The sequence below is a fragment of the Paenibacillus sp. FSL H7-0735 genome (assembly GCF_038008505.1).
Classification (GTDB): domain Bacteria; phylum Bacillota; class Bacilli; order Paenibacillales; family Paenibacillaceae; genus Paenibacillus_AQ; species Paenibacillus_AQ odorifer.
In genome coordinates this window covers 2,388,428-2,403,249 of record NZ_JBBOZH010000001.1, presented here as the reverse complement: position 1 = coordinate 2,403,249, position 14,822 = coordinate 2,388,428, and the positions used below count along the sequence as shown (strand labels likewise).

Genomic DNA, 14,822 nt, shown 5'->3' with positions numbered 1-14,822 from the left:
TCCTTCTTGAATAGCTGTCCGAAGCCCGCCCCGAATCTAGCCCTTTACAGAGCCAGCTGTCATCTGCATGAACGATTTATTAGCGAAAATATAGACAACAATCATTGGCAACATGGACAGACATGCACCCGCGAGCATCAATTGAGGTTGCGCCGCATCGCCGATACCATATTTTAGCCCCGCCAATCCTACGGTGAGTGTCTGTAATTTTGGCTGTGTCATAGTAAAAACCAGCGGCAGAATATATTCGTTCCATGCTCCGCGGAAGGTCCAGAGCGCCGTGACTCCAAGGGCGGGCGTCAGAAGCGGTAAGATAACTCGAAAGTATACGCTATAGAAATTACAGCCGTCAATAAAAGCAGCCTCATCCAGATCCTTCGGAATCGCTCGTACAAAACCAATCAACATAAAAAATGCCGTGGCATGCGCACTAATCAGAATAATAATGACACCCCATAACGATTTCTGTAGATTAAGCGCTACCATAAGGTCAAATTGCGGCCGCAGCACCACAGCACCGATCGAGATGAACAGCGTGCAGGACTGAATTACAACATATATCCTTTTCCCATAAAAATCGACTCTCGCTACCGCATATGCGGCCATCGTTCCAATTAATAGAGTGCCTAAGGTGGTAAAGATACTGATAAACACACTGTTCCATGTAAAGCGGGCAAAGTTAGCCGAATTCCAAGCCTGCGCGTAGTTTCCAATCTGCCAAGATTTAGGCAGCAAGGTGGTTCCTGTCGTCAACTCCAGATTGGTCTTAAGGGATCCGAAAAAAGCCAGAATAATCGGAAACAATGCAAAAGCCGCCACTATAAGTAGAAAAATCCACAGCAAGGTCCGGGACAGCACCGCTCGGGTCTTGAAGGATCGGACAGGCTGGACCGAAGTATTCTTCGTCTCCGCATGTAATGTACTCACTGTTCATTCTCCTCTCTTTTAATAGATATCATTTAGCTTTTTAGATACATAAAAGTAGACTAAGGTAATCAGACCTACAATAACTGCTGTGGCAAAACCAACCGCACTACCGTAGCCAAATTGCTGAATGCTTGTACCTCCACTGGATACAGGGAAGAACAGCTTATACAGGTACAGGTACATAACTTCTGTCTTGCCATAAGGACCGCCTTCGGTAAGCACCATAATACTCTCATAGCCTTTTAGGGAGGCGGTAATAGCGAGCATAATGATCATTTGCAATACAGGTCCGAGCATGGGAACGGTGATGTTCCACATTTTTCTGAAGGGTCCAGCTCCATCTATAGATGCCGCCTCATAGAGATCCTCAGGAATGTTCTGTAAACCAGCGATAAAGAGCAGCATATAGTTACCGATAGCCCCCCATATCGCAATCATAATAGCTGTTAGTAAGGCATATTTCGGCCCTAGCCAATCTATCGGAGCGGAAATAATTCCAGAGCCGACCAATAGCTGGTTAACCATCCCATTGTATGAATTAAAGATAACGTAGAATACGATGGCCATAACCGAAGCACTGATTACGGTCGGCATAAAGTAAATCGCTCTTAGCAGCTGCCGCCCTTTTAGTGCACGGTTAAGGACAACCGCCAGTAAAAATGATAATGGCAAGGTGATGAGCAGCTTGCCTCCAGCGTAGATAAAGGTGTTGACCACTGACTTCCAGAATTCCTGATCCCTTAATAAGCGCTCGAAATTCTCCAGTCCGATAAACAGGGGTTCGCCGAAGCCCTGGTAATCATAGAACATGTACTTCAGAGCCCAAAAGATCGGATATACTCCAAAAACCAGCGTCAGAATCAAACTGGGAGCAACGAAGGTCCAGGCGTTAATTTGACGTTTTGATAAATTCATTTATTGTTCCTCCTGTCCATTGGACTAAGCTTATGTCCTTAATGATAATTCTATCCGTTCGTAACGGTTAGGGAGAAAGCGACTGCGCTTGGGGGAGAATTTCACTTTTTCAGTTGCTTTGTCCCCTTTCCTTCATTTGTTTATCTATCCCGCCCTTCGTAAAGCCACGTTTATACTAATTAAGAGAAAGCTCACCCACGAAATATGACAACTTTACAAGGAGGTTAGAACTACCGATGATTTCAGCATATGGTGGCGGTACACGCCCCTTCGGGTGTTATACGGAAGGAGAGCTGGAGGGCATACGCCTTAGAATCGAACAGCTTCCCAAGGTCCGGCAAGAGTACGAAAGACAACGGCAGCTATCTGAACAATTTGCCAGCCGAGAAGCTGCTGCGCCACTCCATAAACTCGGCGTGTTCCGGGTAGAACCCTTTGTTTTTAAAACCCCTCCCAGTACGGCCTTCCTGAAGCTTTCTGTACAGATTCGGGGAAAGGGCACGGCACGCATCGGGGGCTTGCGTCTGACTCATTCGCAGCTTGGCTTGCCGGTTGAACTAGCGAATGGCGGTCTAGAATCTGGGATGCTGGGGTGGAGTCAGGACCGAGAAAACGGAAGCAAAGTATATCTAGAGAAATTGGCCAGCTGGCAGCAGGGTCTTCAGCCATCTGGTGTGACTCCATCTGGCGCCACTCTGGCAGACGATTTGCAATGTATCTGCATCAGTAATGAGGAAGTGAAGGGATTGACAATCCTTCATTATGGAGAGACCATACCTGTATACGAAGGTGATCATTACAGCGTGCAGACAGCACTCAGTCTGGAAGCTCCTCTAGACGAAGGAATCTGCATCGGGGTCCATTTTCTAAATGCTGCGGGGCAGCCGTTGGGAACCGAGCAGCTCTCCCCGCTTTTTAATCGGCCGACGCTTACCAATTGGGCCTACCTGCTGGAGGCTACGGGAACGGACGCCAATATGTATATGATCACGGGTGAAAGTGAATTTGCGGTTCGAGCCAAGCAAAAGCTCCAGTACATGCTTGCCGATATGCGGGTAGGCATGGATATTTTCCGTAGAGACGGCTGGCATGACGATGATACTTACGGCGCGGTGCATATCGGGAGGGGGCTCGCTGCTGCTTCGGTAATCTACGATCAGATTGCTGGCAGCAGTGTATTCCTCACTGGAGAAGAAACCGAACTTCTCGCTCATTTCCGGTATATCGCAGACATGATGATGGATACCCACTACTACCGGTTTGATCTGGAGACCTTCCCAGATGAAAAGGGAGGAAAACGCAGTAATTGGAATGCCGACCGGGCAACCGGACTGGGTGTATATGCCCTCCTCTTTCCCAATGAAAAACAAAGTGAGGCATATCTTGATCATGCCCTCTCTGTCATCAACTGGCAGCTGGCAGAAGTGGTGGATTCAGACGGCGCATGGCCAGAAAATATTCGCTACCATGGCGCAGTATTGCATCGCTATTTTCTCTTCTTCGTCCTATTAAAGCGTTTGAAGGGCATTGATTATTTCAAGCATGAAAAGGTTAAGGGCATGTACCGTTTCCTAATCGGCACAGTGACTGTACCCGATATTATTCAAGGAGGCTCTTCTGGCTCCCCCATCCTGCTTACACCAGCGGTCGGCGATGCCAATGTGCAGGAACAATGGTTTCGCCTGCTTGGATACGCTGCCCCATTCTATATGGACGAAGACCCCCAGCTTGCCGGGGAAATGCTCTGGACGTGGAAGCACGGCGGAGAACCGATTGAGGATAGTGGCGCATTTCCTCTGCCTCTGGTCGCGCTGTTATATCCACAGCCCGATTTAGCAGAACAAAGGCCTGCACTCGACTCCGTACATTATCCCGATATCGGTTATGTCATCTTCCGCAACGGAGAACAGAACCTTCAGCATTATGCAATCTACGAGGCTTCACCGCTGACTTATCACGCTCATCACGATGAAGGGCACTTCTCCATCTGGGCAGATGGTGTTCCAGTAACCCTTGATTCTGGAACGGGAGGTTATTATAACGGGGATCGGCATTGGTATGTATCCAGCGCAGCTCATAATGTTGTCCAATTTACCGATTCATTCGGAAATTTTGCCAATGGGCCACTGCAAAGCACTTGCAAGGAAGTACGCTTCTCAGAAGAGTTAGATCATGCCAGCAGTCTTATTCCAGATGCTAACGCCAGGGAATATGAGCGGAATTTCTTATTCATTAAAGCAGGCTTTAACGTCTACTTGATATGGGATCGAATCGAGGGAGCATCGAACAGCGTCTGGAATCTGCATACACTCAGTACTGATGCAAGTATAATGGAGCAATCCATTGATGCAGCTTGCCTGAACGGCAAGCACCTAAGCGCTTATATCGCCGAGCCAGAACTTCCAGTGATTACAATGGGAGAAGGCGCTGTAGCCGGGAATTATCCGCTGGCAGAGCAGCAACATTTCCGTGTTTATGGTGGTACAAGCGACTACGTCATTCTGCTTCATCCCCGGACAGAAGATGCTCCTTCACTACAGCTTGAACAGCTTGATTATGAAGAGGCTGTCGAAGGAGTACGCTTGTACAGGATATCCCGTACGGATGGAAAATGGTTTATCGCCGCCATCAACGGCACCAAGGAGGAACGCCTTGTTACTGTTCCGGGTCTCGGACCGCTTAGGCTTCTCGGAGAACCTGAGTCAACGTCCGGGCAACCTGAACCAACCCAATTAAGAATTGAGGCAGGCAAAATTCACATCGCCATGCCCCGATAACTATATAGAAGGAGGAAGATTAGAACATGAGCAATCTTGGAGTATGGGAACCAGCAGAACCGGGAGTTAAACGCTGTATCTTGAATGCTGCAGCCAGTCTGATGATGATGGAGGTTCATTTCGAAAAGGGAGCCGAGGGCTATGAGCATAGCCATCCTCACGAGCAGATGAGCTACTGTCTGCGTGGAAGCTTTGAATTTCGTATTGACGGCGAGAAGCATAAGGTAACCGCGGGGCAAAGTATTGCCATACCGCCAGATGCAAAGCACGGTGTAACCGCATTGGAAGCAGACTCCGCGCTGCTCGATGTCTTTACACCAATCCGCGAGGATCTGCTGAAACGCTAATAAATATATATCTGGCAGCAAAAAAAGGCCCAATCATTCCATTTCTTAGGGAATGATTGGGCTTCTGTTATTTTTCAGCTTGGTACCGTTCCACTTCAAGTGATGCTAATAACAATGGAGCGACGCCCATAGGCACATCCGACAGTACGTCCTCAGAGATATAGTAATCGTATGAGCCATTACGGTCTTTGCTCAGACCCGCTCCATGACAAATCTGGTGCAAGTGAACACCTTGTTCATCCTCTTCAGTCAAATGCGTCAGAATGCCTTCATATCCTTGCAACATCGCCTCTATAAAAGAGGGTTCCAGATAACCTAATCTTAGTCCCTTAGCCATCGCATAAACAAACATGCACGAGCCGGAAGCTTCAAGATAATTGCCTTTTCTCCCCGCTTGATCTAACACCTGGTACCAGAGGCCAGTCTCCTTGTCTTGAACCTCCAGAAGCGCGCCGCACATCCGCTGGAAAATGCCAATGATCGTCCCCCGCTGCGGATGAGTGAGCGGAAAATGCTCCAGGCAATCAACCACAGCCATCGCATACCATCCCATCGCCCGACTCCAGAAATGAGAGGACAATCCGGTAGACGAGTCAGCCCATTCCTGCTCTTTGGATTCATCCCAGCCATGATAGAGCAGGCCGGTCCGTGGATCACGGGTCCGTCGCTCAACCAGCAGCAGCTGATGCGCCGCTTCGTCAATCAGTTCAGGTCGTTGAAAGACCTTGCCGTATTCCGCTAGGAATGGCGATGCCATGTACAGCCCGTCCAGCCACATCTGGAAAGGGTATACCTTCTTATGCCAGAATCCCCCTTCGGAGGTGCGGGGATGTCCAATAAGCTGTGCGGCCAGCAAATGGGCTGCTTCAGCATACCGTTTTTCTCCGGTTTTCTGGTATAGCAGGAACAGGTTTTTCCCCTCGTTAATCTGGTCCAGATTATATTCTTCCAGCCTGTAGGTACGGATGGAACCATCATCTCCAATAAATGTGTCCATATGCCGCTCCATAAAGGAGACATACTCAGACTGGTGGAGCTGAACACCCGCCCGGGCCATTGCCATCAGCAACATGCCCGGAACATACGCCCATCTTTCCAGCACATATTCATGCTCTCCCTGCTTGTTGCACCCTCTAAGAATCGTATTCGCAATTTTACTGGACAAGCGAACGGTTGTTGCTTCAGTTATAGACATCCTTATTCCTCCTTCGTTTGTCATCCATATGAAGTCTAATCTTATGCTCAGGTGAGCTGCTTGCGCAGCCAGGCAAAGGCTGGTTCACCATGAATCTCATGACCTCCGGTGAAGAAGTCCGCCTCTACCTGTCCGATATGATTCGCCGACCTGTAAATCGTCTGCAACTGGGTTAAAGCAAATTTTGTTCCGCGCGGGCCAAACAGATGATCGGCATCTCCCGATTCGAGGAACAGGCCACGTGGGGCAATGAGGCCCAGTAGATCAGGCATCTCCGCTTCCAGCAAAATCCCTGGAATATAATTGTCAAGGCAATGATTGCGTGTCAGAATACTGTCCACGAAAGTATTGGCATACCCGCTTACGACCGCACAAGCGATTCGTTCGTCAAGTGCAGCTGTGAAGCCAGCTACCAGTCCTCCACCGGAAATACCCATAATTCCAATCCGTTCGCTCTCAACCTCTTTTCTTGTCTGCAAATAATCCAGTGCCCGCATGGTTTCGTAGATACGGTAGCCGGCCATCGTCTTCCCAACCATCAACAATGCTGATGACAGGCGGAAGCAGGAATTACGTCCAGGCTCCCCGCTTGTTAGGTCTTCTTCCAGTCGTCTGTCGCCAAAGCCGAACAGCTCCGGAGCTGCCACTACAAAACCCTGTTTTACCAGTGAAACAGCGAAGTCCTTGTGCAGCCCGGGATCTCCCTGCCGATCCGATCCGTCCGGATTCAAGCCTACGATCTCCCGGCTTCCATAGCCATGTCCATGAATGGCAAGAACGGCAGGGGCAGGGGTAGAGAACGGCTGATCCGGGATCAAAAGATACAGCGGCATGCGCAACCCTTCATAGGTAGTTATCTCTATACGTTCACGGGTATACCCGGAGCAGACTGTACGTTCCAGCAGAACCGGTTGCAGCTCCTCAGCTATTTCTGGAAAGCCACCTAATCGCTCCGTAAATGCTGCGGTAAGCTCATCGCGCCATTGCTGAAAGGGTATATCTTTGCTGAAAGCCGAGTTGCGTTGAGCTGAACCAGATAGTTCTTTCATGTATTGTTCCAGAGGCTCCATCCGAAGTGCTCCTTCCCTTAATATCCTTCAGGATGCCAGCCATCAAGCACGGACAGCACCCTATACTCCGCAGCTTCCTGTGGAATCAGCTGCCGCGACCATGCAGCTCTGGCTTCGGGATTAGCTCCCGGTCCACTGCTGCCATATTCTTCATAGCGGCTAGTTTCCTCCCTGTCCGGCTGTCCCCAATTATGCCAGCCTTCCCCGATAATCGAACTGTCCATGACGGTGCGGATAAAAGCCACATGTGCATAAGGGCGCCAAGGTCGGCCAAGATACACTTCACTTACACCTTGACCGCCAGTAATTTCACAATCGAGGAATACATAACCAAACGATGCGTCTTCAGGCGTTGATGCGGCTGTAATATATCCTCTGGAACGCTTGTTATGCAGCCGGCAACGTTCAAACAAAGCCGTAGCCGCGCCAAAAATATAATCCACATCGCCTTCAATGTAGCATTCGTTATAATATTGCTTCCCTTGCCCTGTATACAAAGTATCCTGATCACCCAGCAGGCGTACACGCCGGAATACAGCATGACCAGCATCAACAAAAGCAGCCACCGCCTGGCCAGTGCCGGGACCTGATGCATTTCGAATGGTCAGATTTTCAGCCGTGAAATGCTCAGCGAATACATTCAAGGTGCCGGATTTGAACGTACCAAGCGGCTCTCCGTCCGGACCTAAAGTATGGGCGTTGTCTGACCAGGTAATGATGGTGGAATTTGTGTCTTCCCCCAATAGCAGAACCGGAGGCGTTCCCTGTTTCACTGTAATTTTTTCCTCGTAAATGCCGGGTTTGATACGGATCGTCACTTCTTCCTTGTGTTCCTGTGGAATTGAATCCAACGCTGCCTGTAGACTACTGAATCCTTCGTCGACACTCTTAGAGACTGTAATTAACATCTGCGGCTCCTTTCCTATCAACCTGAGTTTATTCTATAATAACCGTAACGCTTCGTAAGAGAAGAGGAGAATTATGACTAGCCTGACTAGCCCCAATCACAAATATCATATTGAAGAAGACCGCTACAGCATCCAACATATGAAACGTAAAGGCATCACTGCTATGCCACGTCCCCACAGCCATGACTTAGCCGAGCTGTACTATCTGATACAAGGGGAGCGGGTATACTTTGTGGACGACCGAGTCATTACGGTTCATAAGGGTGAGCTTATTCTTATCTCCGGCCGGGAGCTTCATTCCACAGCAAGCTCGGAAGTAGCCGAGTTCGAGCGGATTCTGATCAACTATGATCCTGCTCTTCTACCGCCTTCCCTGCAGAATGAAGCCATCTGGTTTCATGACCGCGGGTACCGCTTGTTCAAGCTGACCCTGCGCGAGCAGGACGAAGCGGAAATCCTAATGAACCGGATGCTGGAAGAATGCCGGTTACAGCGACCGTATTACGAAACCAGCGTAATCGCTTTATTCGCCGAGCTGATGATTCTCCTTCAGCGTTCAGAGAGTATCTCACAAGCTGGAGGGACGAAACATCCACTCCATCATCTAGTAACTGATGTAGCCACCTATATCCGTGATCACTACCGTGAGGCCCTTACTCTGGAAGAAACTGCAAGTAATTTTTACATTAGTCCTTCATACTTGAGCCGGGTATTTCACCGATTGACGGGTTTTCACTTTCGGGAATACATCGTTCATGTCCGTGTAAGGGAAGCCGAACGCCTGCTTGTCGGATCTACAGGCAAAATCCAGGAGATCGCCTCCGCTGTCGGATTTGAACATCTTTCCCATTTCAATAAAACATTCAAAAAATCAACCGGTCTGACCCCGCTCCAATACCGAAAAGAAGCAAGGTCACACCCACGGAAGTTCAAGACGGATTTCCATCATCCATAGAATTTTTTATCTCTCTGTGATCGTCAAATCTTCGGAATTAGTGAGCGTGACGTGGCTGCATCTATGCGCTGTTATCTTCGGCATTTCCGAAGTCTGCAACCGGATACGATCCAGCTTAAGCCCCGTAGCATGCCGCAGCACAATTCCCCGGTCACTCACTGCGTGGAATTTTTCAATGGTTAGATCAGCAAGCGGCATCTCCGGCAGCCCGTTAACCAGTAGAGCGGTTGCCGCACCATGGCACACAATGTTCTTCAGGGTAATCTTCCGAAATTGCGGAGTTTCCTCTGTAACCGAAAATAACTGCTCGTCATACCCTTCCGATCCTTCAACCCCTGCATAGAACATATGAAAGGATACAGCCTCGTGGATGATGCCGGTCATGTTGATATTCTCCATTACAATATCCTCCACCACACCGCCTCTTCCCCGGGTGCTTTTGAACCGCAGGCCGATGTCCGTGCCGATGAACAGGCAGTCACTAACTCGAACTGCATGTACACCTCCGGACATCTCGCTGCCGATCACAACGCCTCCATGTCCGTGATATACCGTGCAATTCCGGATGGTAATATACTGGCAGGGCATTCCCCACTTACGGCCTTCCTCATCCTTGCCTGATTTGAGACAGATGGCGTCATCACCCACATCAAAGCTGCTGTGCTCAACTAGAGCATGCGTGCAGGATTCCAAATCAAGGCCATCCCCGTTCTGCGAATACCAAGGATTACGTACCTGAACATTTCGTACGGTAATCTGTTCGCAACCAATGGGATGAAGACACCAAGCAGGTGAATTCTGGAAGGTCGGCCCTTCCAGCAGCACACGCCGGCAGTTGCGCAGGCTAAGTAACGTCGGACGCAGATACGTACGAGCAGGCAGATAAGCCTCCATACTAGTTTCTCCCTTGTCCCACAGCTTCCGGCAGAAGTCCTCACCTTCCATGGCTTCCCGGGAAGGCCACCATACTTCGCCCTGGGGATCAAGTACTCCTCCAGATTCGATCAAACGCTCCCATTGCTTCTCGGTCATCTTAAACCGCTTCACTGGACGCCAGCCTTCACCGCTGCCGTCGAATATTCCCTCACCGGTTATTGCCACATCGCTTAAGCCTTCTCCATCGAGCGGAGCCTGACAGCGCCAGCCGGCATTCCCCTCATAATGGGAAGAAAGTAGCGGATACAAGGTATGATCAGGATCAAACTGCACCAATGCTCCCTTGTCTACATACAGATTAATTCGACTATGCAAAGTAAGAGGTCCTGTGCGCCAGATACCAGCGGGAATAACAACCTTTCCGCCTCCCGCTGCAGCGCAGGCGTCCAGTGCAGCCTGAATAGCAGAGGTACATAGCGTTAATCCACCCTCTTCCGCCCCATAATCCGTGATTGTAAAAGTCCGCTCGGGAATCTGGGGAAGCTCGGGAATCGGATACGTATTGGTTACAAGATTGCTGCTCATTGAATTTCACCTCCTCCTATTACTCAAGTCCTTCATAGCTAAACCAGTCGAAATCAGCATAGCTTTCGCTCTTTGCACCTTGAGAGCTTGTGTACATCCCGATGTATGCTCCTGTGAACCCTCCGGCCAGATCGGTGCTGAGCACTCTGCCATCCGTCCGTTCGCAGAAGGCTGTCCACTTGGCGGCTTCAGAAGGTCTGTAATAGAAGCTGTACTCTTGTCCTCTGGCTTCCACCTTAAGCTGTACCTGATCCTGTGGATATGGCACTGACGCCAGCAGCTGCTCGCTGCCCCCCATCCGATGAATCAGCTGTAATACGCGTTCGCCTGCCTCCAGCCCCAGTTCATAACGGAAGTGGTGATCCGCATTTTGGAGGAGAACAAGACCAGCCACTTCCCCTTCTGCAGCGGGACTAAACGTCATGTCCGTCGCCGCTCTGAAGCTCAAATGCTGCTGGCGTCTACCGATATAAGATGGATTGGTGATCTCCGAGAGCCGTTCTGGCTTCAGGCGAAGCCGCAGAACTCCAGGCTTGTCGGTGAGACTCCAGAATTCACCCCGCGGTGTCCGCAGGAAATTCCAGATCGGTGCCAGCTCATAACCTATAAACTCATCGCGCGCAGGCAATTCCGGCCATTTTGTCTCCGGCAAATCCGGAGCCTCCGTCTCAAATTCCAGCACCCCTTTGCCGGGATTGACCACAGGCCATTCGTTCTCCCAGATTACCGGTGTCAGGAAGGTTTCACGTCCCAGATTGCGGTAATAACCACCGCTGGTTCGTGAAGCCAAGCAGAACATCCACCAGTCACCATGCTGAGTCTCCACTAGCTCTCCATGACCCACATTAACAATAGGATACGCTCTGCCAAGATGGCGATGCGTCAGAATCGGATTGGCTTTATGGCCCTCATAAGGACCTGTCACACTCTTGCTTCTGGCAATCGTAATCGCATGAGTATGCCCGGTTCCGCCCTCGGCAATCAGCACGTAATACCAAGCGCCGATCTTATAAATATGCGGTCCCTCTTGCGCATGAGCTACCTTGAGTGCGCCTTGCCAAATACTATGCTTCGGACCGATTAGCTTCCCTTGGCTGAGATCAATCTCCTGCAGCCAGATATCCATATGCTTCGGATAATCCTGCCCTTCCGGCGGAACACGGTTGCCGGTATAATACACCTTGCCGTCTTCATCGAAGAACAAAGAGGAGTCAATACCGGGTGCATCCTCCAGCCATACAGGGTCAGACCAGTCTCCGGCCGGATCGGTTGTTGTTACATAAAAATTATGCTGGTTCTTGTCATTGTCAATAAAAGTAGTAATCATATAGAAAACTCCCTCATGATAGCGGAGCGTCGGTGCCCAAATGCCCATGGAGGGAATCGAGTGATCCAGATTGAGCTGGGACGGGCGGTCCAGTACATGGCCAAGCTGGCGCCAATTGACCAGATCCTTGCTGTGGAAGATAGGAACGCCTGGGAAAAATTCAAAGCTTGAAGTCACAAGATAATAATCTTCACCAACACGGATAGCGGAAGGGTCAGGATAAAATCCCGGCAGCACTGGATTGCGGAATGTTCTCATTAAAAGTAATCCTCCTCAAAACAATTCAAATGTAAGCACCACCAATTATAGTTCGTATAAGTTTAACTTTCTTGTATTTTCTATGTTCTATTTCTTCATTTTTATACTTTCATGCTATATTGCCCATATTTCACTCCTTGTCAGCGAATAGCCTTTCCCTCTAGAATGGGTGTAATAGGATTTACCTGAAGGGGTGAGCAGCTTGGGAAAAAGAAAGAAATTGTACTCCCGCTTTTTTATGAGCCTAACCGCGATTTCAGTTTGCTGTATTCTAGTACTGGCTGTAGTGATCTTTTATTGGTACCGGAATATTACGATAGATAATGTCAACAAGGCGAACCAAAATGTACTGGTGAATACTGAAACCGTTTTTACAAACTATGAAGAGATCGTCCAGAACTACGCTATGGACTTCTATAGGAATCCAAACATCAACGCGCTCATGATGAATGGCGATACCAGCTGGAGCGACCAGTTGTACAGTGCCCTAAGCCAAATCCGCGGAGCATTGGTTGTGAACCAATATATGGAGAATGCCTACATCATGGGAGTGGATGAGCCTGTTGCCATGTTCGAAAACCTTCCGCTAAGCCCTGAATCCAAGCTGGAGCTGTTCTCGAGAATGCGGGATAACATTATTGTTGAATCACCGTTTCTGTGGGAAGCAACCTTGAATAACGGTGCCCCCATTACCCTGCTCACCGTGTTCTATAATGACCGGGCATTTGCGGATAGCGAATATAATGGTGCGGTAGCGCTGACCGTCAATTTGGGAAAGCTGCAGAATAATCTGTTTACGCAAAAAGAAGGCGAAGCCACCCGTTACGCTGTGCTTGACGGAAAAGCATCGGTGCTCATGCACAGTGCATTATCTGACATCCCTCTGGAAGAGGGCATGTTAAAGCAGGTGGTGTCCTCCACCTCTGAGAGAGGCTCTTTTGTCTATAGGGGAGGTGAAGAGCCGCTGCTGATTACTTATGTATATTCTGCAGCGGACAAGCTGTGGTTTGTGTCGGAGACTTCCTACAAGGATAGCATCCGTGATATCTCCAATGCCCGCAATCTGATGACTGGCCTATGCTTGGCCTTGATTGCCGCCGCATCTATAACCGCCAACCTGATCTCGCGGCGGATGTATAAGCCAATCGGCCGGCTGTTCGGCAATATCGCTCATCTATCTGGCAATGAAGAAGCGCTGAAAACCGGTGGCGATTTCGATACCGTAAGCCAGGAGCTCGAACAGATTGGCGTTAAGCTGGAGCAGCTAAAAAAAGAAAGCGATGATAGCGCCTTGATGCGGTGGCTGCTTTCCCCGCAGAGAACACCGGAGAACAGCAGGACACCCCTGATGAGTATAGCCGCTGCTGGGGGAGCATATTGTGTATGCGTGCTGACCGCTCTGGAGCCCGATCAACCTGAAGACTCCGACTTCCGGCATACCTTTGAAGAAAACATACAGCAGATTGAACATGCCTTCTGTGAACTTGCAGCCATTCAATCCTTCCGCCCGCATCAGGGCACTGCTGTACTTATTCTGAGCGAGCTTCACAGCGGGAGCTTCGGCGATTACGCTTTGTACCGCGGCAAATGGGAAGAAGTCGCCGCTCAGCTGCAGCTTTCCGGAGCCTGCTGCGCCTTCGGAATCAGCGGGCTGACGGATGATTTAAACCTACTGAGGGCTAAATACAATGAAGCTGCGGACTGTCTGCAATATAATAAATTTCATGTGCAGCAGAACATCATCTTTGCCGATGATACGATCCATCTGAACAGCAGCCCAATGCCCGACAGTGCCCTTGAACCGGTACTGCAAGCCGTTAAGCAGACGGAACTCTCTAACCATATTCCGCAGGCAGTGGAGAGATTGCTGGCAGTAGCCTGCAGTTACCGTGTCGAGCCTGCCACCATCGCTTTATCGAGACTGGTCTTTGAGCTCAGTCGCACGGCTGAGCTTAATGCAGACGTCCAGCATTCCGGCTTTCTAGATAATTACCAGCATATCTGGCAGATCCAAAGCTATGACAAGCTATGGAATTGGATTGTAGACAGCTGTTATACCGCCCACGAGCGCATTGCCAGCATGAGTGCTGTACAGACCAAGAGCATTGCTGGTGAAGCCATTTGTTATATCAGAGATCATTATGATGACTCCAGGCTCTCCCTTAATGCCCTTGCCGACAAGCTATCGCTAAGTCCCGCTTATCTCAGTAGACTTATTGCCGACGAAGTAAACTGCAGCTTTCCCGATTTCGTTAACCTGCTGCGTCTGGAGCAGGCGCAGATGTTATTAGTCACAGAGCTTGGCTTGGATATCCGGGAAATTGCCGAGAAAGTGGGCTACAACAGCAGCACCTATTTTACAACCCAGTTCAAAAAGCGTTATGGGGTTACACCTTCCAAATGGAGAATGAATCATATTCTGCAAAAACAGAATCTTCCTGATTGACCCGCTAAAAGTAAGGAACAAAGGGGATGTCCCGGCAGCATTTTCATAGCCGGAGACATTCCCTTTTTGACTTTCTATGAATAATCCCTCGCGTCGCATATACTATGAGATTTCCCTTTAAATCAGGCTTTTTAGCACCTAAAAAACAAAAAAGTTCTGTTTTTTTCGTTTTTTTAAGCCGTCCTTTTCCGCTTTTTTTAACTTTTTTCCGTTTATTATGATAGCGTTTACATTCC

At 49.4% G+C, this 14,822-nt stretch carries 11 protein-coding genes; 4 read left to right on the top strand and 7 right to left on the bottom strand.

Features of this window, described 5'->3' with window-relative positions; translation table 11 throughout:
• Positions 1–36: 36 nt before the first annotated feature.
• Both NSS82_RS10685 and NSS82_RS10680 read right to left on the bottom strand, forming a co-directional pair.
• A complete protein-coding gene (locus NSS82_RS10685; protein WP_036684144.1) occupies positions 37–855 on the bottom strand; it encodes a carbohydrate ABC transporter permease in 819 nt (272 codons plus the stop codon).
• A gap of 90 nt (positions 856–945) precedes the next feature.
• Positions 946–1,842, bottom strand: coding sequence for a carbohydrate ABC transporter permease (locus tag NSS82_RS10680; protein WP_038569654.1), 897 nt, complete (start codon positions 1,840–1,842; stop codon positions 946–948).
• A 236-nt stretch (positions 1,843–2,078) separates the two neighbouring features.
• Here NSS82_RS10680 and NSS82_RS10675 point away from each other — a divergent pair, with 236 nt between their 5' ends.
• Together NSS82_RS10675 and NSS82_RS10670 are read left to right on the top strand one after the other, a co-directional pair.
• Positions 2,079–4,619, top strand: a complete 2,541-nt coding sequence (locus tag NSS82_RS10675) for a heparinase II/III domain-containing protein (protein WP_076272463.1) — start codon at positions 2,079–2,081, stop codon at positions 4,617–4,619.
• Between the two features lie 26 nt (positions 4,620–4,645).
• Positions 4,646–4,966, top strand: a complete 321-nt coding sequence (locus NSS82_RS10670; RefSeq protein ID WP_036683993.1) for a cupin domain-containing protein — start codon at positions 4,646–4,648, stop codon at positions 4,964–4,966.
• Between the two features lie 67 nt (positions 4,967–5,033).
• On the opposite strand, the gene NSS82_RS10665 is transcribed toward NSS82_RS10670, so the two are convergent.
• The 3 genes from NSS82_RS10665 to NSS82_RS10655 are packed head-to-tail and all read right to left on the bottom strand — an operon-like array spanning position 5,034 to position 8,139.
• Entirely contained in the window at positions 5,034–6,161 is a 1,128-nt protein-coding gene (locus NSS82_RS10665; RefSeq protein ID WP_038569650.1) for a glycoside hydrolase family 88/105 protein, read from the bottom strand.
• A gap of 47 nt (positions 6,162–6,208) precedes the next feature.
• Complete coding sequence (locus tag NSS82_RS10660) at positions 6,209–7,231, bottom strand: alpha/beta hydrolase family protein (protein WP_038569648.1); 1,023 nt, start codon at positions 7,229–7,231, stop codon at positions 6,209–6,211.
• Positions 7,232–7,248: 17 nt separating this feature from the next.
• Entirely contained in the window at positions 7,249–8,139 is an 891-nt protein-coding gene (locus NSS82_RS10655) for a pectinesterase family protein (RefSeq protein WP_036683998.1), read from the bottom strand.
• A gap of 73 nt (positions 8,140–8,212) precedes the next feature.
• Between NSS82_RS10655 and NSS82_RS10650 the strand changes: the two genes are divergently transcribed.
• Positions 8,213–9,094, top strand: coding sequence for a helix-turn-helix transcriptional regulator (locus tag NSS82_RS10650; protein ID WP_038569646.1), 882 nt, complete (start codon positions 8,213–8,215; stop codon positions 9,092–9,094).
• Positions 9,095–9,100: 6 nt separating this feature from the next.
• Here NSS82_RS10650 and NSS82_RS10645 read toward each other — a convergent pair whose 3' ends face one another.
• The gene (locus NSS82_RS10645) at positions 9,101–10,555 is read right to left on the bottom strand and encodes a glycoside hydrolase family 28 protein (RefSeq protein WP_038569644.1); all 1,455 of its coding nucleotides are present in this window, start codon (positions 10,553–10,555) and stop codon (positions 9,101–9,103) included.
• A gap of 19 nt (positions 10,556–10,574) precedes the next feature.
• A complete protein-coding gene (locus tag NSS82_RS10640; RefSeq protein WP_038569642.1) occupies positions 10,575–12,140 on the bottom strand; it encodes a glycoside hydrolase family 43 protein in 1,566 nt (521 codons plus the stop codon).
• A gap of 238 nt (positions 12,141–12,378) precedes the next feature.
• Here NSS82_RS10640 and NSS82_RS10635 point away from each other — a divergent pair, with 238 nt between their 5' ends.
• A complete protein-coding gene (locus NSS82_RS10635) occupies positions 12,379–14,586 on the top strand; it encodes a helix-turn-helix domain-containing protein (protein ID WP_341109793.1) in 2,208 nt (735 codons plus the stop codon).
• Positions 14,587–14,822 lie beyond the last annotated feature (236 nt).

Coding starts and splice junctions, on each gene's coding strand:
- NSS82_RS10680 (WP_038569654.1), bottom strand. CDS start 1,842: ATGAATTTATCAAAACGTCAAATTAACGCCTGGACCTTCGTTGCTCCC.
- NSS82_RS10675 (WP_076272463.1), top strand. CDS start 2,079: ATGATTTCAGCATATGGTGGCGGTACACGCCCCTTCGGGTGTTATACG.
- NSS82_RS10670 (WP_036683993.1), top strand. CDS start 4,646: ATGAGCAATCTTGGAGTATGGGAACCAGCAGAACCGGGAGTTAAACGC.
- NSS82_RS10665 (WP_038569650.1), bottom strand. CDS start 6,161: ATGTCTATAACTGAAGCAACAACCGTTCGCTTGTCCAGTAAAATTGCG.
- NSS82_RS10660 (WP_038569648.1), bottom strand. CDS start 7,231: ATGGAGCCTCTGGAACAATACATGAAAGAACTATCTGGTTCAGCTCAA.
- NSS82_RS10655 (WP_036683998.1), bottom strand. CDS start 8,139: ATGTTAATTACAGTCTCTAAGAGTGTCGACGAAGGATTCAGTAGTCTA.
- NSS82_RS10650 (WP_038569646.1), top strand. CDS start 8,213: ATGACTAGCCTGACTAGCCCCAATCACAAATATCATATTGAAGAAGAC.
- NSS82_RS10645 (WP_038569644.1), bottom strand. CDS start 10,555: ATGAGCAGCAATCTTGTAACCAATACGTATCCGATTCCCGAGCTTCCC.
- NSS82_RS10640 (WP_038569642.1), bottom strand. CDS start 12,140: ATGAGAACATTCCGCAATCCAGTGCTGCCGGGATTTTATCCTGACCCT.
- NSS82_RS10635 (WP_341109793.1), top strand. CDS start 12,379: ATGAGCCTAACCGCGATTTCAGTTTGCTGTATTCTAGTACTGGCTGTA.